The sequence below is a fragment of the Synechococcus sp. R6-10 genome (assembly GCF_047461815.1).
In the GTDB taxonomy this organism is placed as follows: Bacteria; Cyanobacteriota; Cyanobacteriia; order Thermostichales; family Thermostichaceae; genus Thermostichus.
In genome coordinates, this window is the sequence record NZ_JANSHW010000691.1 from 1 (window position 1) to 576 (window position 576).

General features: G+C 59.2%; 1 protein-coding gene. It reads left to right on the plus strand.

Features of this window, described 5'->3' with window-relative positions:
• Positions 1–288 precede the first annotated feature (288 nt).
• Positions 289–576: hypothetical protein (locus NW837_RS15345; protein WP_414332520.1), on the plus strand; the 288-nt coding region annotated here is incomplete at its 3' end.

Genomic DNA, 576 nt, shown 5'->3' on the forward strand with positions numbered 1-576 from the left:
ATCATAACTTCCGCATTCCTCCCGACACTGACCCTACGGGTACAGTGCGGGGCTCCTGCAATTTCTAGCTGAGGCCAGAACAGATCCAACTGGCCTTGTCCGCAGCAGAGGTGCGGAACACTTTCCCGTGAGAAGTGTCTTGAGCTGAGGAGCTGAGAAGAGGGCTGGCTGCTATCTTTGTCGGATGGCCCTCCTTGGTCTTGTTGAATCTCTGCCCATGCTGCTGTTGCTGACCAATCTGATTGCCGTTTTGCTGTTTTTGCTCTGCCCTTAGTGGATGCTGAGTGGATGCTGAGGCGGGAGTTCGGCGGCACAGGAGTGCTGGCGGGAACCTTTGGCCTCATCGACCCGCAGCAGTTGGGAATCCCGGAGACTTTGGCGGTGGGTTGGATCCCAGGGTTGAGCTGGGCCTGGGTGCTGTTGGCGCTGTTGTCATGTCTGGCTCTGGGGATCAAGGAGCGGCAAGTGCGGGCCCGCTGGCTGTACAGCTTGGGAGTGGTCGGTCTGGTTCTATTTGGGCTGGGCTTGCTCTGGTTTTATGGGGCAGTGGGGGCGGTGAATGGGGCGGCCCTGGCG